This window comes from Streptomyces sp. NPDC019443 (genome assembly GCF_044389785.1).
Classification (GTDB): Bacteria; Actinomycetota; Actinomycetes; order Streptomycetales; family Streptomycetaceae; genus Streptomyces.
Genome location: NZ_JBIRYJ010000015.1, coordinates 1 through 21,896, shown reverse-complemented (window position 1 = coordinate 21,896; position 21,896 = coordinate 1). Strand labels below are relative to the sequence as shown.

Below are 21,896 nucleotides of genomic sequence, written 5' to 3'. Positions count from 1 at the left end.
GCTAGGCGGTGGCAGAGGTCGTGGTGCCTGTGGTGCTCGCGGCGGGTTCGGTGCTCGCCCCAGACCCGGCGGGAGCGGCTTCGGCCGGCCGCTCGGCCGAGGTGTAGGCGGCGCGTTCGCCTGCCGTCGGGGAGAGCGCGACGAACGCGGACGTGACAAAGAGGTACGACCCGAGGCCGACGGCGAGGGGGAAGATGAATTGCATCGCCGTGGCCCCGGGCAGTTGGGTGCCGGAAGGCTCGACCCGCACGCTGACCGCGAGCATTCCGGTGTAGTGCATGCTGCTGACCGCCGCGCCCATGACCAGCGAGGCGACCGCGACCGCCATCGGCGACTTGATGTTGAGCGCCGCCCATAGGGCCGCTGTCGCGGCGACCACGGCGATGACGACCGAGAGCACGATGAGCAGGGGGTCGTAGTGCACTGTGCCGTGCAGCCGGAGGGCGGCCATGCCCAGGTAGTGCATGCTGGCCACGCCGACCCCGGTGGTGAGCCCGCCGACCAGGAGCGACCTGGCACGGTCGCGGCCGAAGCCGACGCAGAACACTCCGGCGCCGACGACCAGCATGGCGACGAGCAGGCTGAGGATGGTCAGCGGCACGTTGTAACGGATGTCGGTGCCGCGCACTGCGAATCCGAGCATCGCGACGAAGTGCATCGTCCAGATGCCGGTGCCGATCGCCGATGCGGCGGTGATCAGCCAGTTGCGGCGGGAATGACCGCTCGCGTCGAGCGCGCGTACGGTACAGCGCAGCCCGAGGGCGGCGCCGATGACGGCCATCGCGTACGACAGCACGGGAGTCAGCAAGCCGAGGGCCGCGTGGTCCAGGTGTCCCATGGCTCAGGGACGCTAGACCCGCAGGGGGCGCGCGCAAGGGGCGCATTTCGAAAGCTGATGGAATATGACAGAGAGATGTTTCAGAACGATCGTGCAGCGCTCGAACATGTGCACCGTAGGTTCGGTGAGCCGCTGGGGGATCATGTCCTCATGGCCGACGATCACACACATGTGCAGGAGTTCTTCGGCGCCCGCGCCGCGGACTGGGACAGGCGCTTCCCCGACGACGGCCCGGCGTACGCCGCCGCCGTCGCCGAGCTCGGGCTGCGCCCCGGAGACGCGGTGCTCGACGCGGGCTGCGGCACGGGCCGCGCGCTGCCGCCCCTGCGCTCCGCCGTGGGACCGCAGGGCATGGTCATCGGGGCGGATCTGACACCCGCGATGCTGGATGAGGCACTGCGCGCCGGGCGAGGCAGCAGCGGGCAGCTGCTGCTCACAGATGTGGCCAGGCTGCCGTTGCGCACCGGGTCACTCGACGCCGTGTTCGCCGCCGGCCTGATCGCGCACCTGCCCCAACCGGACGTGAATCTACGAGAGTTGGCCCGGGTGGTGCGGCCGGGCGGAAGGCTGGCGCTCTTCCACCCCATCGGCCGCGCGGCCCTCGCTGCCCGCCAGGGCCGGCAGATCACCGACGACGATCTGCGCGCCGAGCCCGTCCTCCGTCCGCTGCTGGCCGGTTCGGGCTGGCGGATGATCTCGTACGTCGACGAGGACGCCCGTTTCCTCGCACTGGCCGTCCGTCAGGACTGAGCCGCCGCCACGGCCTCTACGCACTCCTCCGGATCGGCGGAGCTGAAGTGGCCGCGTACCACGATCGAGTCCATCGCCCCGGGACGCCGGCACTGACGCAACAGGCCCAAGTCCGCGCAGCAATGACAGACTTGGAAGATCGGCGGCGGACGCGCCGCCCTGGGGAGAGGTGGTCCGGGTGTTCAACAGACTCCGCAGGCTCCGCAAGTTCCTCGCGTACCGCCCCGAGGACCCCGACGGGACGGCGGCAGGCCGGGTCCCGCCGCGGCAGCACAACATCTTCGAGGCCGCGGCCGTCTATGTGTCGGGGTGCGCGGAGGACGATCAGGAGCAGATAGACGAGGCGGTGACCTGGGTGTCCCCCGAGGCGCTCTCCTTCGGGATCAACGAGCTGGCCTGCCGCGCGGTCATCGCCCTCGCCCGCGAGCGGGACGAGTCCCCGCAGACGGTGGCGCGTAGTCTCCTCGGCCTGCCCGCCGCGTGACGTCGGTCAGGGACAGGTCGTAGCGGGCGAGCGCCTGGGCCGGGGTCAGTCCGGTGCGCTCGGCGTAGGCAAGGCGTTCCTTGACCTCGCGGACGGTACGCGGCCGATAGCCGGGGCCGCCGCAGCAGCCCTGCCGGAAGCGCAGGCCCGCGCTCAGCACGGCGGAGAGCGCGCGCCAGCCGGCGGTGTCACGGCGACGCGGCACCGCGAGGGCCGAGCCCGCGTTCAGCAACAAGCCGCCGCATCGCGGGCAAAGGTCCGTACGGACCCTCGCGTAGTCCGGCGCCTTCTTGAAAGAGGTCCGGCAGGGCAGGCAGACGAAGTGGTGACGGGCTGCGGGCATGGGGAGATGCTAGGACCCCGGCGCGGAACAGGCCGAGTCATTTTCGCCACGCAGGCTCTCGACTACCGGGTTACCCACTGGTTAAGGTGCGCCGACGAACGTTCGGATGGGGGAGGGTGACGTGGCCGGGACGGACGACGCCGTCGACGACGACGCGCTGTATGTGCTGACCGCGGTCCTGCTGACGCCGGCGCAGTTCCCGAGCGTGCTCGGCGACGACTTCCCGGCCGCCTGCGCGGCGCTGGGCCTCGAGCCGTACGCCGAGGGGTACGGACTCGTGCTCGGCCAGGACGCCGAGGGCGCGCGGTGGACGGTCGTGGTCGACGATGTGTCGCTCGTCGCCGTCGCGATCGCGTCCTGGGACTGCGGGATGGAGTACGACCTGTCCCCCAGCGAGCGCACGGTGGTCGCCGCACTCCCGGGCTGGCCGCTGGCCGTCGCGGTCGCGGCGCCCGGCGTGCCCGCGCCCCACGATCCCGCGCCCGAGGAGGGCGACCGGCCACCGTTGGCGCCGCCCGACACTGACGTGTGGGGGCCCGCGCAGCGCCGGCTGGGGGCCGACGAGATCGCGCTCCAGTGGGCGGAGTGGCGCCAGCAGCTCGACGACGACGAGGTGCTGGCGTCGTCGGACACGCCCGACGACGATCGGGAGCAGTCGCACGAAGGTGTACGGCGGGTGCTGAAGGAGGCCCACGGCTATGTGGCGTCGCCTCCGCCGACCGGACGGGTCCGCTCCACCTTCGCACCCGGCGGGGCCCGGACGCTGCGCGCCGACGGTCCTGGCTGGTCCCTGGTGGCCAGGACCGACGACATCGCTTTCGTGCTGCTGGACGAGGAGCCGTGCGAGGTACTGCCGGTGGGCCGCGGACCGGAACTGCCGGCCCTGCTGGAGGCGCTGGACAAGATGGCCGTGCGCCCGGCCTGAGCCCCCGGCCGGCTGTACCCCTTGGCGACTGCGATCCGGTGCTGATCGCCGGGGCTGCCTTGGTAGGCGGTGTGGGGAAGCTGCGAAGCGATAAACGCGGGTGACCCCACCGCTTCCAGCGGCGGGGTCAGGCGCGCGCATGTCAGTCCCCCGGCTACCGCCCTGGCGCAGGCGTGGACCGAGGGCTCCGGATCAGCGGCCGATCTCCTTGCGGGAGGCACGGCGCAGCCTGCGGCGCTGGCTGGGGTCCAGCATCAGATACGCCGCCGCGGGCACTCCGAGCACCACCAGCAGCGCCCACCAGAATCCGATCAGCGGCATCAGGAGCAGGCCGACGGCCACTCCCCCTATGACGAGCTTTGTTCGTGTCGACATCTTCGACGCCTCCTTCGCGGCCTTGGCCGCTCCTGGCATGAGAACGTGCACGCACGTCTCACGGTTCCACTATGCGTCCGCGCGCAGCGGTTCGCCGACCTTGTGCAGGTGCGTCAGCGCCTGCCGGTAGGAGTCGACCAGCCCCGTCTCGGTGTACACGACGGCGAGCGAGCGGCAGTGGGCGCGTACCAGCGGCTGGGCGAGCCTCAGGTGGGGACGCGGCATGCTCGGGAAGAGGTGGTGCTCGATCTGATAGTTGAGGCCGCCCAGGAACCAGTCCGTGACCAGGCCGCCCCGGATGTTGCGGGAGGTGAGCACCTGCCGACGCAGATGGCCCCAGCGCTCGCCGCTCTGCTCGTCGGGCACCTCCATGCCCTTGTGGTTCGGCGCGAAGGCCATGCCCAGGTGGAGGCCGAGCAGCATCTGGTGAACGAGCGCGAAGACGATGGCGTGGCCGAGCGGCATGGTGGTCAGCAGCAGGGTGACGTAGGCGCCGACATGCGCGAGCAGCAGCAGGCCCTCGAGGGCGCGCTCGCGCCTGGGCTGGCGGGCGCCCGCCTCCTTGGAGAAGACGGCCTGGAATCCGTAGACCTTGAGCGCGATGCCTTCGAGGGTGGTCAGCGGGAAGAACAGCCAGGCCTGGTGGCGGGTGAGCCAGCCGCGGATCCCGGCGCGGCCCTCGGCCTGCTTCTGCGTGAAGACCAGGACCTCGGCGGCGACGTCCGGGTCCTTGTCCGTGTGGTTGGGGTTGGCGTGGTGCCGGTTGTGCTTGTCGTTCCACCATTCCTGGCTCATGCCGAGGAGCACGTTGGCGTGGATGAGCTGGATGACCCGGCTTCCCCGGCGGGCGCCGGTGATCTGGGCGTGTCCGGCGTCGTGGCCGAAGAAGGCGGTACGGGCGGACACCACTGCGAGCAGCGGCGCGAGCAGGAGCACCCACCAGGAGCCGCCGATCAGCGTCATGCCCGTGATCACGGCGGCGAGGCCGAGCAGGTTGACGGTGATGCCGCGTGTGTACCAGCCGGTGCGGCGCTCCAGGAGACCCTGCTCCTTGACCTGCCGCAGGAGAGGCGCGAAGTCGCTCCCGGTGCTCCGCCGCGCTCCCTCGACAGGGGCAGGGGGTGCGAGGGTGGCGGTGGCCTGGGGCATGAGGGGACTCCGGTCTGTAGGCCGTGCGAAGATTTGCTTCTGCGTTGACCTCAGCAAACGTACGTTCCCGTGCCCCTTCGCGGCCATGACGCCAGCACCCGGTCTTCGGCGGAGGAAAGCCCATGGGCCAAGGGTGGTGCTGACTACACCCCCGTCCTGCACACCCCCGCCGGCTCGTAGTGAGATACGTCACGGCCCTGCCGCATCCGACCGGTGTCCGGCGTGGAGTACTCTCGGCGGCTCGGTCCGCAGTAGTCAAATTTGAGGAATGCGTCATAGCTGTGCACATGGCCCCCGCGGCAACGCCCTCCCCGGTCGCCGAACTCACCCGCTGCTCCGCGGTCTTCGTGCCCGCCGACCCGTCCCGCACCGGACGCGTCGCCTTCTGGTGTCCCGATGGCGACGAGCCCCCGGCCGCGCCCGGACCACGCCCGCACCCCGTCGAGCCACTCACCGTGGTCGGCGACGACGCCCGCCCGCAGTCCGTACGCGCGCTGCTGCTGCCGGTACGGGACGCGCTGCCCGTCCTCACCAGGGCGCGGGCCGGCGCGGACGCCTCCCCCGCGGCCGCCTTCTGGGGCGCGGCGGCCGTCCTCGCCCTTCAACTCGCCGCACGTGGGCTGCTGTTGCCAGGGCTGACCGACGCCGATCACGACGCCTGGCGGGTCGGCCCGCTCACCGCGCAGGATCTGGAGCGGGTGCGTACGCTCGCGGCATCGATGCCGCCGGCCGCGCACGCCGTTCCGCTGGACGAAGCGGCCGATCCCGTACTGCTGCCCGAACCGGAGCGGCTGCTGCGGGCGTTTCTGGACGCGGTCGCGGACGGTCTGCCGCGCACCCCCGCCGCGCCGCTCGCCACCGGAAGCCCCGCCTTCGCCGCGCCCGAGCCTCAGCACCTCCCCGACCAGCGCGCCTGGGCTGCGGACGTCGCCGCCGGGCACGACGCGGGCGTACGGCTCTCCTTGCGCGTCGAACTGCCGGGGCTGGCGGAGGTCGAGACGGACGGCGAAGGCACCGGCGAAGACCCGGTCTTCCGTGCAGTCCTGCAGATGCACAGTGTCAGCGACCCGACCGTCGTCATGGACGCCGCCGACGTCTGGGCAGCCCGTTCGGGGACGGCCTTCGGGCCGCGCGCCCGGATGGACGCCCTACTGGCGCTGCGCCGCGCCGCCCGCGCATGGACGCCGCTCACCCCGCTGCTCCACGCCGCCGTGCCGGACGCCATCGAGCTCGCCGACGAGGAGGTCACCGAGCTCCTCGGCGAGGCGGCCAGGGCACTGGCCACGACCGGCGTGCAGGTGCACTGGCCCAAGGAGATGGCGCGCAAACTCACCGCGCGTGCCGTGATCGGCCCACCCGAGGAGGCGGAGACGGGAGCGGAGCCCGAAGCGGAGACCAAGGGCCCGCGGAAGGACGATTCCGGTCTGCCCTCCTTCCTCTCCGCAGACGCTCTGCTGGCCTTCAACTGGAGGTTCGCGCTGGGCGATCAGCAGCTCACCCGCGCCGAGCTGGACCGCCTCGCCGAAGCCGGCAGGCCCATCGTGCGCCTGCGCGACCAGTGGGTACTCATCGACCCCGAGGAGGCCAGGCGCGCCCGCGAGAGCCAGGACCGCAAGCTGACTCCGGTCGACGCGCTCGGCGCCGCGCTGACCGGCTCCACCGAGGTCGACGGCCGCCGCGTCGACGTACATGCATCCGGGTGGCTGGCGCGGCTGCGCGACCGGCTCGCCGACCCCGAGGGCGGACAGCAGGAGATCGACCAGCCGGCCGCGCTCGCCGCGACGCTGCGCGACTACCAGCTGCGCGGCCTCAACTGGCTGAACCGGATGACCTCGTTCGGCCTCGGCGGCTGTCTCGCCGACGACATGGGCCTGGGCAAGACCATCACGCTCATCGCGCTCCATCTGCACCGGCAGACCGACGCGTCGACAGCGGGCCCCACGCTCGTCGTCTGCCCGACGTCGCTGATGGGCAACTGGCACCGCGAGATCGAGAGGTTCGCCCCGGGCACACCGGTACGGCGCTTCCATGGCGCCTCGCGCGGTCTCGACGCGCTCGCGGACGGCGAGTTCGTACTCACGACGTACGGCACGATGCGCCTGGACGCCGCGGTCCTCGCCAAAGTGCCCTGGGGCATGGTCGTCGCCGACGAGGCGCAGCACGTCAAGAACCCGTACTCCGCCACCGCCAAGCAGCTGCGCACCATCGGCGCAAAGGCGCGCGTCGCGCTCAGCGGCACGCCCGTGGAGAACAACCTGTCCGAGCTGTGGGCGATCCTCGACTGGACCACACCCGGGCTGCTCGGCCGGCTCGGCACCTTCCGTACGCGCTATGCGCAGGCGGTTGAGGGCGGCAACGATCCCGCCGCCGCCCGGCGACTGGCCGCGCTGGTACGGCCGTTCCTGCTCCGTCGGCGCAAATCCGACCCGGGCATCGCCCCCGAACTGCCGCCCAAGACCGAGACCGACCGAGCCGTGTCACTGACCAAGGAGCAGACAGGACTGTACGAAGCGGTGGTACGCGAGACCCTCGCCGCGATCTCGGAGGCCGGTGGCATGGAGCGGCGCGGCCTGGTGGTGAAGCTGCTCACCGCGCTCAAGCAGATCTGCAACCACCCGGCGCAGTATTTGAAGGAGCACAGCCTCAAGGAGCACGGCCTCAAGGAGGCGCGGCCCCGGATCGCCGGCCGCTCCGGGAAACTGGAGCTGCTGGACGAGCTGCTCGACACGATCCTGGCCGAGGACGCGAGCGTGCTGGTCTTCACCCAGTACGTGCAGATGGCGCGGCTGCTGGAACAGCATCTGGCGGCGCGCGGGGTGCGTACCCAGTTCCTGCACGGCGGCACGCCCATCGCCGAGCGCGAGGCGATGGTGAACCGCTTCCAGGACGGTGAAGTGCCCGTCTTCCTGCTGTCGTTGAAGGCGGCGGGCACCGGGCTGAACCTCACCCGTGCCGAGCATGTCGTGCACTACGACCGCTGGTGGAACCCGGCGGTCGAGGCGCAGGCCACCGACCGCGCGTACCGCATCGGCCAGCACCGCCCCGTGCAGGTCCACCGGCTGATCGCCGAGGGGACCATCGAGGACCGGATCGCGGACATGCTGGCGCGCAAACGGGAGCTGGCGGACGCGGTACTCGGCTCCGGCGAGGCCGCGCTGACGGAACTGACCGACGCCGAGCTGGCGGATCTGGTGGAGCTGCGAGGGAGCGGGCGATGAGCGGCGGGGACGAGATGGAGCGGACGTTCGCCGCACTGCCGCCGGCGCGCGGACGTGGTTTCGCGCAAACATGGTGGGGCCAGGCCTGGCTCAAGGCGCTGGAGGACACGGCGCTCGACGGCGAGCAGCTGAAGCGGGGCCGCAGGCATGCGCGCGAGGGCGCGGTCGGTGCGGTGTCGGTGCGTCCCGGGCGGATCACCGCCGTCGTCCGGGACCGGGACGGCACCGCGCAGCGCAGCGATGTGCTGCTGCAGGAGCTGACCGAGGCCGAGTGGGACCGATTCCTGGACATGGCGGTCGACCGTGCGGGGCACATCGCGGCGCTGCTGGACCGGGAGATGCCGCCGCACCTGGTGGAGGACGCGGCGGCTGCCGGGGTCGAACTCCTGCCGGGGATCGGCGACTTGGAGCCCGAGTGCGCGTGCGAGGCGTGGGACCACTGCCCGCACACGGCGGCCCTGTGCTACCAGGTGGCGCGGCTCCTGGACCAGGATCCGTTCGTGCTGCTGCTGATGCGCGGGCGCGGGGAGCGCAGGCTGCTGGACGAGTTGCAGATACGGAGCGTGGCTCGGGCGACTGCCTCGGCGGCGCCGGAGCACAAGAGTGAGCGGCCTGTGGGTGTGCGGGCCGACGAGGTTTTCGCGGCGCGGGACATCCTGCCGCCGCTGCCCGCTCCCCCACCGGTGCCCGACGAGCCCGGCCTGCCGCCCGCCCTGGACACCGAGACCGCTCCGGCGGCCGGTGTCGACCCCGCGGCACTGGAGTTCCTGGCCGCGGACGCGGCGGCGCGGGCGCACCGGATGCTCACGGAGGCGCTCTCGCCCGGGCACGGGCTTCAGCCGCCTGAGCCCGAGTTGAACCGGGACCAGGATGCGGTGCGGCTCGCGTCCGCGGCGCCCTCACCGGCGATCGCGGGTCGTCTGGCCGCGGGCATGGCGCGGCAGCGCGCCGAGCTGGAACTCGCCGTACGCGCCTGGCAGTTCGGTGGTGTGGCCGCGCTCTCGGCGCTCGATGAGGAGTGGACGCCGGAGCCCGAGGTCCTCGCGCGGGCGAGTACAGCGCTGGCGGAGGCATGGGAGGAGGCGGACCGGCCGCAGTTGCGGGCGACGGGCCCGGCCCGCTGGACGGTGGTGGGCGCGGAGGCGCAGCTGCGCCTGGGGCGTGACGGTCGCTGGTGGCCGTACCGCAAGGAACGGGGCCGCTGGGCGCCGGCCGGGCCCGCGGACCACGATCCGGCGGCGGTGCTGGCGGGTGTCCTGGGCGAGACGGGCGAGACCGGCACGCCGCCCCTGACCGGCGCGCTCGGCGGTACCCGCGCGCTGGGCGAAGCCGGCTGAACAGCCGTGCAACGGCCGGTGCGCGGATGAATGCACGGATGACGTCCACGTTCGTCCCGGTACGGCGGTTCGTGGGCAGCACCCTCCCGGTCACGTAACCCCGTCCCGGCCATGGTAGTTGGAGCTGGTGCGGCGGGAGATCCACATGCCCCCGCCCCCCACCAGGAGAGGCCGTCATGGACCGTAGACAACTGATTCAGGGTGCCGCCGCCGCGGCCACCGCCGGCGTGCTGCTGCCCGCCGCCCGTGCGTATGCGTCCACCCGGGCGAACACCGACTATCGGTCAGCGCACTGGGCGCCGGCCTCTGCCTCCAACTACACGGTCTCCAGCCGTCCTTCGGAGTATCCGGTGCAGTATGTGATCATCCATGTGACGCAGGTGACCTTCGCCGTCACGCTGGGGATCTTCCAGAACCCGGCGAAGAAGGTCTCCGCGCACTATGTGGTGCGCTCGTCGGACGGCGCTGTCGCGCAGTGCGTGGAGGAACGCAACGTCGCCTGGCACGCGGGCAATTGGGACTACAACACGCGCAGCGTCGGCATCGAGCACGAGGGCTGGGTGGACCAGCCGAAGTACTTCACGCACGCACTGTACGAGCAGTCCGCGGCGCTCACCGCCTCGGTCTGCGACCGGTACGGCATCCCCAAGGACCGGGCGCACATCCTCGGCCACAATGAGGTGCCCGGCGCCACCCACACCGACCCGGGCCCGCTGTGGGACTGGACGCGCTATATCCGCCTGGTCAACTTCGCCTGACGCGGGGACGCTTGTCGCCATTCGCCGATGGGGTCACGATGGGCTCAGGAGGCCGAGGTGAGCGACGCATGGGTGGCCCTTGAGTCCGGCGCGGATCCGACGGAGCGGATCGCCGTGCTGCGCAGGGCGTACGACTCGTATCTGACCGCGGGACGGGTCGAACGGCCGGTCCGTTCCGTTGTGGCCGACTCCTGGCGGCGTTCGGCGCGCGCCCGTGTCAGCCCGGAGGGCACAGCGGGCGTCGAGCTGGACGCCGACGCGCTGGCGGCGTACCGCGGGAGTCATCCGCTGGCGCGGGTGATGCCGCTGGTGCGGGAGCTGATGGGTGCGTACGCCATGGACGGCGAGCATCTGGTCGCGGTGTGCGACGCGCACGGTCGGCTGCTGTGGGTCGAAGGGCCTGACGCCACGCGCCGGAAGGCGGACCGGATGAACTTCGTGCCGGGTGCCCGCTGGGCCGAGGCGGTCGCCGGTACGAACGCCCCGGGCACAGCGATCACCGTGGACCGGCCCGTGCAGGTCTTCGCCGCCGAGCACTTCCGGCGGCCGGTGCAGGCCTGGACGTGCGCGGCGGCCCCGATCCACGATCCGGCCACCGGGCGGCTGCTCGGCGCGGTGGACATCACCGGCGGGAACCGGCTTGCGCATCCGCACAGTCTCGCGTTCGTGGGGGCGGTGGCACGGGCCGCCGAGTCACAGCTGGCGCTGCTCGCCCCGCCGCCCGCCACCGGCCGGGTACAGCTGTCGGCGCTGGGGCGGGACGAGGCACTGCTGATGGCGGGCGGCCGCAAGGTGCGCCTGAGCCGCCGGCACAGCGAGATCCTCGTGGTGCTGGCTCACCGCCCCGAGGGCGTCGGCGGCGACGAGCTGCTGATGGAGCTGTACGAGGACGAGTCGGTCACCCCGGTGACGCTGCGGGCGGAGCTGTCCCGGCTGCGCGGGCTGCTGGGCCCTGAGCTGCTGCGCTCGCGCCCGTACCGGCTCGCGGTACCCGTCGACGCGGACTTCGGCACGGTGGCTCGGCGGCTGGCGTCGGGGGCGGTGACCGGGGCGCTGAGCGCGTACGCCGGTCCACTGCTGCCCGCCTCGCAGGCGCCCGCGGTGGCACGGCTGCGCCGCCGTCTCGAGGACCAGCTGCGGGCGGCGCTGATCGCGCGCGGCGATCCGGGGCTGCTGGCGGACTGGGCGTACAGCCCGTGGGGCGAGGACGACCTCCCGGTGTGGCGGGCGCTGGCCGCCGCACTCCCCGTACAGCAGCGCCCGTCCGCGCTCGCGCGCGTACACGAACTGGATGCCTCGCAGGGGTCGTGACGGCTGCCGCCCGGCGCGCACCGGACCGCATTCGAACACACGGGCGGAGATTTTCCCCATCTGATGACGGCTCCCGCACTGCGAAAGGGGCCCGATCTCCTTACTGTCAATGGGTGAGGCACCACGGGGCATGGCCCGGCCGGGCCCGTGTCGGGTGCCCGCTCATCCGAAGCCGGAGGAGTCCTCATGCCGGAGCTGTTCATCGGCGGTAAGTGGACCGCCGCGGTCGACGGGCATGTTCGTGAGATCCGCTGCCCTGCGGACGGCACCCTTGTCGCGACCGTAGACGAGGCGGGGCCGAAGGACGCCGCGGCGGCGATCGCCGCGGCCCGTGACGCCTTCGACCGCGGACCGTGGCCCGGAACCCCGGCCGCTGAGCGCGGCCGGCTGCTGCTGCGCGTCGCCGACCTGCTGGAACGCGACAAGGACGCACTCGCCCGCGCCGAATCCCTGGACACCGGGAAGCGGCTGGTGGAGAGCGAGTACGACATGGACGACATCGCCAAGTGCTTCCGCTACTTCGGCAATCTGACGGCCTCTGGCGGCAGCGACCGGATCGTCGACACCGGCAATCCGGAGGCGGACAGCCGAGTGGTGCACGAGCCGGTCGGCGTATGCGCGCTGATCACTCCTTGGAACTATCCGCTGCTGCAGACCGCCTGGAAGGTCGCCCCGGCGCTCGGCGCGGGCAACACCTTCGTCCTCAAGCCCAGCGAGCTGACCCCGCACACCGCGATCATTCTGATGCGCCTGCTGGCCGAGGCGGGGCTGCCGGACGGGGTGGCCAATCTGGTGCTGGGTGCGGGTCCCATGGTCGGCGCGCCACTCACAGCGGACCCGCGGGTCGATCTGGTGTCGTTCACCGGCGGGCTCCTGACCGGGCGCCGCATCATGGCCGCCGCCGCGCCCACCGTGAAGAAGGTCGCCCTGGAGCTGGGCGGCAAGAACCCCAACATCGTCTTCGCCGACGCCGACTTTGACGCCGCGGTCGACTACGCGCTGATGGCGGTGTTCCTGCACTCCGGCCAGGTCTGCTCGGCCGGTGCGCGGCTGCTGGTCCAGGAAGAGCTGCACGACACGTTCGTCGACGCGGTGGTGGCGCAGGCGCAGGAGATCCGGCTCGGCGGCCCGTTCGACCAGAACGCCCGCACGGGGCCCCTGATCTCCGCCGCCCATCGCGAAAAGGTCGAGGCCTATGTCGCGGCGGGCATCGCCGAGGGCGCGGTGCTGCGCTGCGGCGGGGCGCGGCCCGACGACCCGGCTCTTCAGGACGGCTTCTACTACCCGCCGACCGTGCTGGACGAGTGCACACCGGGCATGTCGGTGGTGACCGACGAGTCGTTCGGCCCGGTGCTCACCGTCGAGCGGTTCCGCGACGAGAGGGAGGCGGTCGCGCTCGCCAACGACACCGTCTACGGGCTGGCCGGGGCGGTCTGGTCGCAGGACGTCGGCCGGGCGCACCGGGTCGCCTCCCAGCTGCGCGCCGGAACCGTATGGATCAACGACTTCCATCCCTACGTCCCGCAGGCCGAGTGGGGCGGTATGAAACAGTCCGGCTTCGGCCGCGAACTGGGCCCCGCGGGTCTCGCGGAGTACCAGGAAGCCAAGCACATCTGGCGCAACCTCGCCCCCCGCCCCCAGAGGTGGTTCGCATGAGCATGGACGCCGGCCCAGGGCAGGACCCCACCGGACCCATGGGACCCGCCGGCGCCGCCCGGACCCAGAGCCAGGACGACGACGATGCGCTCGGCGTACTCGGCTACCGCCCGGAACTGAAACGGACTCTCGGCAACTTCCACACCTTCGCCGCCGGGATCAGCTACATCTCGATCCTGACCGGCACCTTCCAGCTGTTCTACTTCGGCGTCAGCTTCGGCGGCCCGGCGTACTGGTGGTCATGGCCGATGGTCTTCACCGGCCAGCTGATGGTGGCGCTGTGCTTCTGTGAGCTCGCCGCCCGCTACCCGGTCGCCGGGTCCGTCTACAACTGGTCCAAAACCATGGGCGGCCCGCACATCGGCTGGCTCGGCGGCTGGATGATGATGACGGCCACCATGGTCACACTGTCGGCCGTGGCGCTCGCCTACCAGATCACGCTGCCGCAGATCGACGACTGGTTCCAGTTCGTGGGTGACGGGAGCGGCAAGACCGACGCGGCCGCCAACGCCGTTCTCCTCGGCACGGTGCTCATCCTCTTCTCCACCGTGGTCAACGCCTTCGGTGTCCAACTCATGGCGCGCATCAACTCGGCGGGTGTGTTCATCGAGTTGGTTGCCGCGGTCGCACTCATCGTCTTCCTGGCGGCACACATCACCCGCGGTCCCAGCAGCGTCCTGACCGAGACGTACGGGCTCGGCAGCGGCCAGACCCTCGGCTACTTCGGCGCGTTCCTGACGGCGTCGCTGGCCTCGGCGTATGTGATGTACGGCTTCGACACGGCGTCGTCGCTCGGCGAGGAGTCGCACGACCCGAGCCGCAACGCGCCCCGCGCCATCCTGCGGGCCCTGATCGCGTCCTTCATCATCGGCGGTCTGATCCTGCTCTTCGCCCTCATGGCGGTGCCGGATCTGTTCGCCAAGGAACTGTCCACGGCCGGTCTGCAGTACGTGGTCCTGGAGACGCTCGGTTCGACGATCGGCGAGATCTTCCTGTGGTGCGTGGTCATCGCGATCACGGTCTGTGTACTTGCCGTGCACGCCGCCGGCATCCGGCTGATGTTCGCCATGGCCCGGGACAACAACCTGCCCGCGGGCTCGCTGCTCGCGCGGGTCAGCCCGCGCTTCAAGACGCCCGTGGTGCCCGCCGTAGTGATCGGTGTCGTGGGTGTCGTCATCCTCGTCATCAACATCAACCAGCCGCAGATCTTCTCGGTGATCACCAGCATCGCGATCATCATGATCTACGTGGCGTATCTCCTGGTCACCACGCCCATGCTGATCCAGCGGCTGCGCGGCAATTGGCAGCCCGCCGAGGGAAAGTTCTCGCTCGGCAGGTTCGGACTGCCCGTCAACATCATGGCCGTGCTGTGGGGCGCGGCAATGTCGATCAACCTTGCCTGGCCACGCGCCGAGGTCTACAACGCGACCGGTCCGCAGCACTGGTATCTGCGCTGGGGCGCGTTCCTGTTCGTCGGCGCGGTCGCCCTCGGCGGCTTCGCCTACTACTGGTTCGTGCAGCGGCACCGCACCGGCGTACTCGCCGAGCACCGGGCCGTCGTCGAGGACGCGGCGCCGCCCGCCACCTCCTGACCTCCCTCGATCCTGGAGATGCGATGTCCGCACAGAGCCCCGCCCACGAGTTCGACTATGTGGTGGTCGGCGGCGGCACGGCCGGCGCCGTCATCGCCGCGCGCCTGACCGAGAACGCGGACGTCAGCGTCTGCGTACTGGAGGCGGGGCCCTCGGACGTCGGTGACGACAACATCCTCCGGCTCGACCGCTGGATGGCCCTGCTGGAGTCCGGCTACGACTGGGACTATCCGGTGGAACCGCAGGAGAACGGCAACAGCTTTCTGCGGCACGCCCGGGCCAAGGTGCTCGGCGGCTGCTCGTCGCACAACTCCTGCATCGCCTTCTGGGCACCGGCCGAGGACCTCGACGAGTGGGGCGCGATGGGCTGTACGGGCTGGAGCGCCAAGGACTGTTTCCCGCTCTACCAGCGCCTGGAGAGCAATGACGCGCCCGGGGAGCACCATGGCCGCTCGGGCCCTGTCACCATCCGCACCGTACCGCCGAACGACCCGTGCGGCAGGGCACTGCTCGCCGCCTGCGAGGCGGTCGGCATCCCCACCACACCGTTCAACACCGGCACCACGGTGGTGCGCGGGGCGAACTGGTTCCAGATCAACGCCCGTCCGGACGGCACCCGTTCGTCCGCCTCCGTGTCCTGTCTGCACCCCGTTCTCGGCCGGCGGCCGAACCTGGAAGTGCGCACCGAACTGCGGGCCAAGCGGCTGCTGTTCGGCGCGGACGGGCGCTGCACGGGTGTCGAGTACCTGGAGCCCGACAGCATTCACAGCGGGTCGGTCTCGGCGCGCCGCGAGGTGATCGTCTCCTGCGGCGCCATCGACTCGCCCAAGCTGCTGATGCTGTCGGGCATCGGACCTGCCGGGCATCTGCGGGAGTGCGGTGTCGATGTGCGGGTCGACTCCCCCGGGGTCGGCTCCCGTCTCCAGGACCACCCGGAGGGCGTGATCATGTGGGAGGCGAAGCAGCCCATGGTCACCTCGTCCACGCAGTGGTGGGAGATCGGCATCTTCGCCGACACGGAACCGGGCCTGGACCGGCCCGACCTGATGTTCCACTACGGCTCGGTGCCGTTCGACATGAACACCTACCGGCGCGGCTACCCGACGTCCGACAATGCCTTCTGTCTCACCCCGAACGTCACCCGCGCCCGCTCGATGGGCACGGTGCGGCTGCGTACCCGTGACTTCCGGGACAAACCGAAGGTCGACCCGCGCTACTTCACGCACGATCACGACATGAGGGTGATGACGTACGGCCTTCGGCTCGCGCGCAAGATCGCCGCTCAGGCCCCGATGGCGGAGTGGGCCGGCAACGAGCTCGCTCCCGGGCAGGCGCTGCAGTCCGACGAGGAGCTGTTCTCGTACATCCGCGAGACCCACAACACCGTCTACCATCCGGCGGGCACGGTTCGGATGGGCGCGGCGGACGACGCGGACGCGCCGCTCGATCCGCAGCTGCGGGTCAAGGGCGTCAGCGGGCTACGGGTGGCCGACGCGTCCATCATGCCGATCCTGACGACGGCCAACCCGTGCATCACGACGATGATGATCGGCGAGAAGTGCGCGGATCTGATCAAGTCGGCCTGAGTGACGATCAATTGACCGGCCGTCGTACTTGTGCAACACGTCGTGCCATACACCGTGCAACCTGGCTGCAACGTCCGGGCTCCTAGCCTCGCGGCGAGCGCCGTCCAAAGGCGGGCGGCACCCTCACCGGGAGGCCATGGAGATGACCCGATACGCAGCGCCGGGCAGCGACGGCGCACTCGTCTCGTACCAGTCCCGCTACGACCACTGGATCGGCGGCGAATACGTACCACCGGCCCGCGGCCAGTACTTCGAGAACCCGAGCCCGGTCAACGGCCGCCCCTTCACCGAGATCGCCCGCGGCACCGCCGAGGACGTCGAGCGCGCCCTGGACGCGGCGCACGCGGCAGCGCCCGGCTGGGGCCGCACCTCGGCCGGCGACCGCGCCACGATCCTGCTGCGGATCGCCGACCGGATGGAGTCCCATCTGGAGGAGCTGGCGGTCGCCGAGAGCTGGGAGAACGGCAAGCCGGTCCGCGAGACGCTGGCCGCCGACATCCCGCTGGCCATCGACCACTTCCGCTACTTCGCGGGCGCCCTGCGCGCCCAGGAAGGCTCGCTCAGCGAGGTCGACGACGACACCATCGCGTACCACTTCCATGAGCCGCTCGGCGTCGTGGGCCAGATCATCCCCTGGAACTTCCCGATCCTGATGGCCACCTGGAAGCTGGCACCCGCACTGGCCGCGGGCAACGCGGTGGTACTCAAACCGGCCGAACAGACCCCGGCCTCCATCCACTTCTGGCTGAGCCTGGTCGCCGATCTGCTGCCGCCGGGAGTCGTCAACATCGTCAACGGCTTCGGCGTGGAGGCCGGCAAGCCGCTCGCGTCCAGCCCGCGCGTCGCGAAGATCGCGTTCACCGGGGAGACCACCACGGGGCGGCTGATCATGCAGTACGCCTCCGAGAACATCAAACCGGTCACCCTGGAACTCGGCGGCAAGTCCCCGAACATCTTCTTCGACGACGTCTCGGCCGCCGACGACGACCTGCGCGACAAGGCGCTCGAAGGCTTCACTATGTTCGCCCTCAACCAGGGCGAGGTGTGCACCTGCCCCTCACGCGCACTGATCCAGCGCGGCCACTACAGCGAGTTCCTCGAGGCGGGCATCGCCCGCACCGAACAGATCGTGCCCGGCCACCCCCTGGACACCGACACGATGATCGGCGCACAGGCCTCCAACGACCAGCTCCAGAAGATCCTTTCGTATCTGGACATCGGCCAGCAGGAGGGCGCGAAGATCCTGACGGGCGGTCAGCGAATCGAGTACGACGGCGAACTGGCGGGCGGTTACTACGTCCAGCCCACGGTCTTCGAGGGCGACAACCGGATGCGGGTCTTCCAGGAGGAGATCTTCGGCCCGGTCGTCGCTGTCACGTCCTTCGCGGACTTCGACGACGCGATCAAGACGGCGAACGACACGCTGTACGGGCTCGGCGCGGGCGTATGGACGCGGGACATCAACACGGCGTACCGAGCGGGGCGCGCCATCCAGGCGGGGCGGGTCTGGACGAACTGCTACCACGCGTATCCGGCGCATGCGGCGTTCGGGGGCTACAAGCAGTCCGGGATCGGCCGGGAGAACCACAAGATGATGCTGGAGCACTATCAGCAGACGAAGAACCTCCTGGTGTCGTACTCACCGAAGAAGCTGGGCTTCTTCTAGAGGCATGGAAAAGGGCGCCTGAACTGGTAAAACTCCCAGTCCCGTAACCGGTGGACCTCCGAATACCGTTCGGTCACGCGCTGCATGAGCGGGGTCGCGGGGATGGCGTCGAGCGGCGGCGTCAGCGGCAGCAGTGCCGTCGGCCTCGAACACGTTCCTACCGCCTCGAAGAACCTCCTCCGGTTCACCATCTTCCCCCACACATTCCTCGGGCGCATAGATCCCATGCAATCCGGTCGCTGGTGGAATGCCTTGCCCCGCCCTAACGTCGTTCACGAGGCGGTGCTCCGGAGGGGAATGAGCTCCGCCGCTCCAGTGGCCCACCCTCACCGCATCGGGGGATTCATGCGCATCCGAACCGCCGCCATCGCCGCGGCCCTGCTCCTCGCCACGATCACCGCCTGCTCCGGCAGTTCCGCCGACCCAGACGCCTGCAAAGCCGACCTGCTCCAGCAACCCAAGGAACCCACCGAGACCGTCAAGGAAGGCAAACGCCCGGCCGCATGCGAGGGCCTCGACGACAAGACCGTCGAACGCCTCACCGGCGAAGCCACCACCGAGTGGCTTGAAACTCTCAGCGACAGCTACGACGAGCGCAGCATCGGCCTCGAAGAGGAACTGGCCGACAGGCGAGAGGAACTGACCGACCTCCAAGAGGACATGGATCGGCTGGGGAAGGGGCTCGACGGGGTCACCACATCGCCCTGACCGGAGGTGGCGCCCTTGGCAGGTAACCCCTCCGCTGGGACGACAATGCTGTGCTGATCGGCCAAAACGTCACGGTGCTGAACGGGTTGCAGCCTGGGTGTGCAGCAGCCCCCACGTCAGGGCCATGCACAGCAGCTCGACAATTGGCCACACCAGCGGCCTTCTCCAGGCTCGCGCGGTGCTTCCTCGACCACTTCAGCGGGACATTCCGTAAGCCCACGTATCTCTCCTCCCCTGTTGCCTCCGAGAGGCACGCTTGTAGCTCCCCAGGCACACACCTCTCGTCACGCAGGATCCGGGGCGTTCAACAACCGAAGTCGATGCCCTAAGACCTGCTACCCACCGGTATGCCGACCGGCGGTTCCAGCCCGCTGCAGACGATGCGGACGCTGCACCGCAAAAGCAGCAGAAGCCCAGCGCCCGACGGCCGTGCCCTGATTCGCCGGGTCGATGGCACGGTTACCGCGCTGCTGCGAGCCGCCGCCCACGCGGCCGAGCAGCCCGACCGCGGGTTGTGCCGGTGCCCAACTGCGCGCGTACCACCCGGCGTACGCCTTCGTCCGGTTCCGGTGCGCGCCTGTACAACGACGCGATCAAGGCAGCGGCCGCCACCCAGGCCACGCTGGAGCCGAAGAACCAGAAGGCCACCCTGGGCACGAATGCTCGGTCAACTGCCGCAGATCGGCCACAAGCTGGAGGTCGTACTGCTGGGGAAGACCGGCGCTGAGGGACTGGAGACTGGTCCGGTCGAGGAGGTTGCTGCTGTAGGAAGGACAGATCAGCCGCCACTGTGGTCAGCAGGCCACCCAAGAGCAGACCGTCGAGGAGACTCGCATGGCCGTGGACCTCGCCTCATCGTTGGTGCGGTGGTTCTCCACTGGTGCCATCCGCCGACGCTGAGACACCTCGTCCAGCTGCGCGCCGCATGCACACCCGGCGATCTGGAAGAACTGGGAGACAAGATCCGCACGGCGAAGAAGCTCGCCCCCACACGGCCCCACCCGAGTGCCCCGAGCACCCCGCCCGGCAACAAGCTCCTGGCACCGGGGACCGGTCTGGTCGACCGCGCCCGCGACTTCGTCACCGGCCGCGGCAAGTAACCGCCGGGGCCGCCGGGCATCCACGGTCAGGTTCGCGGCCTGCGGCCGAACCGGTAGATGGCGTAGGTACTGCCCAGGATGAGGTCAACGGCCAACCCACGAGCCGATGATGCGGCCGACGCCGATCGCGGTTCCGTCCCCTGTGTCCGTCGTTGCCTTCGCTGCAATAAGTCGCTTTCTCCTACAGCCGGCTAACGCAGGGGTGTCGTGTCATGCCGCACTGATGTAGGGGCTCGTGTGAGTGATGATCGAGGTCGCGGGCTTCGTTCCCGCTCTTCCCGGCGAGCTGAGGGGTCTGCTCCAGTTGACCGCCTGCGACCAAGAGAGGGGGTCCGCCATCAACGGGCCACCAGAAGATCAGACGGCGCGGCCGGTCCGCGTGCAGGTCGGGTACGAGGAAGTTCCTATACCGCTGCCGCCGTGCCGGGGCAGTCCTGCTTTCCCAAGAGGGTGCGGTGGTGGCCAGGCGCGAGGTGTTCCTGGGGGACTTCAGAGCGGAGGGGCCCTATGAGGTTGTGCTTTCTGCCGAGCGGATGCCCCGTGGACCGGGCGCGCAGGGGCTCTACGAAGCCCGGGCAGCTGAGCGACGCCGACGACAAGGTTCTTGCCGAGCAGGCGTACACCTTCGAAACCAAAAGGCGGCTGCCCGGGCCTCCGTGAGCGGCGCACCGGCGGTGAATGTTCCACCCTCGCGGGCGGTTGGCGGGGCCGGGCACGGAGCCCGCACTCCGTGCCCTTGTCCCTCTTCACCGCGGCCGCTCAACCGCATCCCTCGGGTGCCCCTGGCGGCTGGCACGAAACCCGGCAGACATGATCATGAATCGGCGAGGACTACTCGCGGCGAGCTGTCGGCATGTCGCAGCCAGCATGACGGCCGGCCTGCCAGGGCTGCATGCTGGTCCCCTGCAGGCTTCCGAGGCGTTTCACTGGTTGGGTTCAGCCGAGCTGATGTCGCCCAGCGCGGAACTGGGGTCGCGCTCGATGGCCAGGTCGCCGAGGGAGACGATGCCCACCGGGCGCTCATTCTCCACGACCGGTAGCCGGCGCACTGCCTGCTCTCTCATCAACTGCACGGCTCGGTCGATGTCGTCGTCGGGGGATACGGCGACCAGGTCGGCGCTGCACGCCTGCGACACGGTCGCCTCGTCGACGTTGCGGCCTTCGGCCAGGACCCGCACCACCAGGTCCCGGTCGGTGACCAGACCGCGCAACTTCTCGTCCTCCACGACGAGAACCGCCCCGATGTCTTCGTCACGCATCCGGCGGGCGACCTCGGTCACCGAGGTCTGCGGTCCCACCGAGGCAGGCGTGCCCGTCATGATCTCGCGGACCTGCTTGGCCATCACTCCTCCTTCGTATGGCAAGGAATCCGGCCCGCTCGAGCGAGCCGGACGATTCGGGTACCCACACCACGCATTCCACGCGCTTCCCCACGAAGCTCAGCGAGCGCAAGCTGTGGGAAGACGCCCCGGAGTACCCTCCGTGCCTTCACGGGCACGGCAGCTACCTGCCGCGTCCCTACCAGGAGGGCGTCCGCAGCCCGGCGCCGAAGGATGTGGAGCTGCGCACCGACGGCTACGACGTAGCCGACGAGCTCGCTCGCCACCCACCGGCACGGGACCAGCCCCACCGGTGACGTTCCGCCGGTTCAGGAGAACGGCTGTACCGACGCCGAGCGAGACGCGGTCCGCGCCTACGCCCGCCAGGAGTGGATCGCTTCCCGGGAGAGATGGCCCGGTATCTGTCGCGCCCAGGAGCGCCGCGAGCTGTCAGACGAGCGCCACGCTTCCCGGACCGGCCGGGCCTGGTAAGCCGCTCAGCGCCTCCTTGGAGTCCGGATCGCCGGCTCTTCCCGAAGCGCTGCACGTTGCGGGCTGCGTCGCGGAGGCCCTGAACGGGGCGCACGACGCGGGTCTCATCCACCGCGACGTCAGATCCACCGGCCAGCGAGAAAGGAAGACAAACCTGCTTGCCCTGAGCGGACCCCGACCTGATGGGATGGCCGTCATCTGCTGGCCGGTCGGATCAGCCGTCGGGGTGCGCCTGGGTCTGCAGCCGCCAGCGGCCTCCAGTGCAGTTGCTGGGCGGCGGCGGAAACCG

At 70.4% G+C, this 21,896-nt stretch carries 17 protein-coding genes and 1 pseudogene; 14 read left to right on the top strand and 4 right to left on the bottom strand.

Annotated elements, in window-relative coordinates:
* Position 1: 1 nt before the first annotated feature.
* A complete protein-coding gene (locus ACH492_RS32180; protein WP_398991709.1) occupies positions 2–838 on the bottom strand; it encodes an MHYT domain-containing protein in 837 nt (278 codons plus the stop codon).
* 150 nt (positions 839–988) lie between these two features.
* Between ACH492_RS32180 and ACH492_RS32175 the strand changes: the two genes are divergently transcribed.
* The 3 genes from ACH492_RS32175 to ACH492_RS32165 all read left to right on the top strand — a co-directional run bounded on the left by ACH492_RS32175 (position 989) and on the right by ACH492_RS32165 (position 3,340).
* The gene (locus ACH492_RS32175; RefSeq protein ID WP_398991707.1) at positions 989–1,588 is read left to right on the top strand and encodes a class I SAM-dependent methyltransferase; all 600 of its coding nucleotides are present in this window, start codon (positions 989–991) and stop codon (positions 1,586–1,588) included.
* Between the two features lie 178 nt (positions 1,589–1,766).
* The gene (locus ACH492_RS32170; protein WP_398991705.1) at positions 1,767–2,072 is read left to right on the top strand and encodes a hypothetical protein; all 306 of its coding nucleotides are present in this window, start codon (positions 1,767–1,769) and stop codon (positions 2,070–2,072) included.
* Between the two features lie 464 nt (positions 2,073–2,536).
* The gene (locus tag ACH492_RS32165; RefSeq protein ID WP_398991703.1) at positions 2,537–3,340 is read left to right on the top strand and encodes a hypothetical protein; all 804 of its coding nucleotides are present in this window, start codon (positions 2,537–2,539) and stop codon (positions 3,338–3,340) included.
* 192 nt (positions 3,341–3,532) lie between these two features.
* Here ACH492_RS32165 and ACH492_RS32160 read toward each other — a convergent pair whose 3' ends face one another.
* Together ACH492_RS32160 and ACH492_RS32155 are read right to left on the bottom strand one after the other, a co-directional pair.
* A complete protein-coding gene (locus tag ACH492_RS32160; protein WP_398991701.1) occupies positions 3,533–3,715 on the bottom strand; it encodes a hypothetical protein in 183 nt (60 codons plus the stop codon).
* Between the two features lie 69 nt (positions 3,716–3,784).
* The gene (locus tag ACH492_RS32155) at positions 3,785–4,864 is read right to left on the bottom strand and encodes a fatty acid desaturase family protein (protein WP_398991700.1); all 1,080 of its coding nucleotides are present in this window, start codon (positions 4,862–4,864) and stop codon (positions 3,785–3,787) included.
* Positions 4,865–5,145: 281 nt separating this feature from the next.
* Between ACH492_RS32155 and ACH492_RS32150 the strand changes: the two genes are divergently transcribed.
* The 10 genes and pseudogenes from ACH492_RS32150 to ACH492_RS32105 all read left to right on the top strand — a co-directional run.
* Positions 5,146–8,082 (top strand): DEAD/DEAH box helicase, encoded by a 2,937-nt coding sequence (locus tag ACH492_RS32150; protein ID WP_398991698.1) that lies wholly within the window; start codon positions 5,146–5,148, stop codon positions 8,080–8,082.
* Complete coding sequence (locus ACH492_RS32145; protein WP_398991696.1) at positions 8,079–9,419, top strand: SWF or SNF family helicase; 1,341 nt, start codon at positions 8,079–8,081, stop codon at positions 9,417–9,419. The genes ACH492_RS32150 and ACH492_RS32145 overlap by 4 nt, the downstream gene beginning before the upstream one ends.
* 176 nt (positions 9,420–9,595) lie before the next feature.
* Positions 9,596–10,177 carry an N-acetylmuramoyl-L-alanine amidase gene (locus ACH492_RS32140; RefSeq protein ID WP_398991694.1) on the top strand — a complete coding sequence of 194 codons (582 nt, stop codon included), beginning with the start codon at positions 9,596–9,598 and terminating at the stop codon, positions 10,175–10,177.
* Between the two features lie 57 nt (positions 10,178–10,234).
* Positions 10,235–11,488 (top strand): GAF domain-containing protein, encoded by a 1,254-nt coding sequence (locus ACH492_RS32135; protein ID WP_398991692.1) that lies wholly within the window; start codon positions 10,235–10,237, stop codon positions 11,486–11,488.
* A gap of 186 nt (positions 11,489–11,674) precedes the next feature.
* Positions 11,675–13,144 carry an aldehyde dehydrogenase family protein gene (locus ACH492_RS32130; protein WP_398991690.1) on the top strand — a complete coding sequence of 490 codons (1,470 nt, stop codon included), beginning with the start codon at positions 11,675–11,677 and terminating at the stop codon, positions 13,142–13,144.
* Positions 13,141–14,736 carry an APC family permease gene (locus tag ACH492_RS32125; protein ID WP_398991688.1) on the top strand — a complete coding sequence of 532 codons (1,596 nt, stop codon included), beginning with the start codon at positions 13,141–13,143 and terminating at the stop codon, positions 14,734–14,736. The genes ACH492_RS32130 and ACH492_RS32125 overlap by 4 nt, the downstream gene beginning before the upstream one ends.
* Before the next feature lie 23 nt (positions 14,737–14,759).
* The gene (locus tag ACH492_RS32120; RefSeq protein ID WP_398991685.1) at positions 14,760–16,322 is read left to right on the top strand and encodes a GMC family oxidoreductase; all 1,563 of its coding nucleotides are present in this window, start codon (positions 14,760–14,762) and stop codon (positions 16,320–16,322) included.
* Between the two features lie 142 nt (positions 16,323–16,464).
* Positions 16,465–17,988 (top strand): aldehyde dehydrogenase family protein, encoded by a 1,524-nt coding sequence (locus ACH492_RS32115; RefSeq protein ID WP_398991683.1) that lies wholly within the window; start codon positions 16,465–16,467, stop codon positions 17,986–17,988.
* Between the two features lie 345 nt (positions 17,989–18,333).
* Positions 18,334–18,696: a hypothetical protein gene (locus ACH492_RS32110; RefSeq protein ID WP_398991682.1), complete on the top strand. Its 363-nt coding sequence runs from the start codon at positions 18,334–18,336 to the stop codon at positions 18,694–18,696.
* Positions 18,697–19,607: 911 nt separating this feature from the next.
* A pseudogene (locus tag ACH492_RS32105) lies at positions 19,608–19,796 on the top strand (hemerythrin domain-containing protein); the annotation flags it as partial.
* 923 nt (positions 19,797–20,719) lie between these two features.
* Here ACH492_RS32105 and ACH492_RS32100 read toward each other — a convergent pair.
* Positions 20,720–21,139: a CBS domain-containing protein gene (locus ACH492_RS32100; protein WP_398991680.1), complete on the bottom strand. Its 420-nt coding sequence runs from the start codon at positions 21,137–21,139 to the stop codon at positions 20,720–20,722.
* Between the two features lie 14 nt (positions 21,140–21,153).
* On the opposite strand from ACH492_RS32100, the gene ACH492_RS32095 reads away from it, so the two are divergent.
* Positions 21,154–21,432: a hypothetical protein gene (locus ACH492_RS32095; protein ID WP_398991678.1), complete on the top strand. Its 279-nt coding sequence runs from the start codon at positions 21,154–21,156 to the stop codon at positions 21,430–21,432.
* The last annotated feature ends 464 nt before the right edge of the window (positions 21,433–21,896 follow it).